General features: G+C 64.3%; 2 protein-coding genes. Both read right to left on the minus strand.

The window, feature by feature from the left end:
- A partial coding sequence (locus AC1RKI_RS30040; RefSeq protein WP_223505873.1) for an ABC transporter ATP-binding protein occupies positions 1 to 731 on the minus strand: 731 nt, incomplete at its 3' end.
- Positions 731 to 1,459: ABC transporter ATP-binding protein (locus tag AC1RKI_RS30045; protein ID WP_492798427.1), on the minus strand; the 729-nt coding region annotated here is incomplete at its 5' end. The genes AC1RKI_RS30045 and AC1RKI_RS30040, both read right to left, overlap by 1 nt.

Consider the following 1,459-nt stretch of genomic DNA (forward strand, 5'->3'; position numbering starts at 1 on the left):
ACGCCAAGCAGTTCATTGAGCACCGGCATCTTGTCCTGCAGTTCGTCGGCGGCAAAGCGCTCGACGATGGCGCCGTGTTCCATCACATAGAAGCGGTCGGCCAGCGGCGCGGCAAAGCGGAAGTTCTGCTCCACCATCACCACCGTGTACCCCTTGGCCTTGAGCATCAGGATCATGCGCGCGAGTGCCTGCACGATGACCGGCGCGAGCCCTTCCGAAATCTCGTCGAGCAGCAGCAGATTGGCGCCGGTGCGCAGGATGCGTCCCACCGCCAGCATCTGCTGCTCGCCGCCGGAAAGCCGCGTGCCCTGGCTTTGCCTGCGCTCCTTCAGGTTCGGGAACATCTCGTAGATCTCGGCCTCGCTCATGCCCTGGCCGGTGCCCGCGCCCGATGCCTTCAGCGTCGGCGGCAACAGCAGGTTTTCCTCGCACGACAGGCTTGAAAAAATCGCGCGCTCTTCCGGGCAATAGCCGATGCCGTAGTGCGCGATCTTGTGCGTGGGCAGGCCGATCGTCTCGTGGCCGTTGACCTTGATCGATCCCTTGCGCGCCCCCGTCAGGCCCATGATCGCGCGCAGCGTGGTGGTGCGGCCCGCGCCGTTGCGGCCCAGCAGCGTCACCACCTCGCCGCGGTTCACGGTCAGGTCTACACCGTGCAGGATGTGCGATTCGCCATACCAGGCGTGCAGGCCCTTGATTTCCAGCGCGGGCACATTCGATTGCGTGCTCATCAGTGCGCTCCCTGCAGTTCCGCGTCCACCGTGCCCATATAGGCCTCCATCACGCGCGGGTCTTTCGACACCTCTGCATACGGGCCTTCGGCCAGGATCGCGCCGCGTTGCAGCACCGTGATCTTGTCGGCAATCGACGACACCACGTTCATGTTGTGTTCGACCATCAGGATCGTGCGGCCCGCAGAAACCTTCTTGATCAGCTGCGTGACGCGATCCACATCCTCGTGGCCCATGCCCTGCGTGGGCTCGTCGAGCAGCATCAGCTCCGGTTCCATCGCCAGCGTGGTGGCGATCTCCAGCGCGCGCTTGCGGCCGTACGGCAGGTTGACGGTGACCGTTTCGGCGAATTCGGTCAGGCCCACCTGGTCGAGCAGTTCCATGGCGCGCGCGTCGAGCACATCGAGCGAGCGTTCGCTGCGCCAGAACTGGAACGCGGTGCCCAGTTGCCGCTGCAGGCCGATGCGCACGTTCTCGCGCACGGTCAGGTGCGCGAACACGGCGGAGATCTGGAACGAGCGGATCACGCCGCGCCGCGCAATCTGTGCGGGCTTTTCGCGGGTGATGTCGATGCCGTTAAAGAGAATGGTGCCCGTGGTGGGCTCCAGAAATTTCGTGAGCAGGTTGAAGCAGGTGGTCTTGCCCGCGCCGTTCGGTCCGATCAATGCATGGATCGAGCCGCGACGCACGCACAGATTCACGTCGCTCACTGCGGTGAACCCCTTGAA

This window comes from Cupriavidus sp. GW822-FHT06G04, assembly GCF_058799075.1.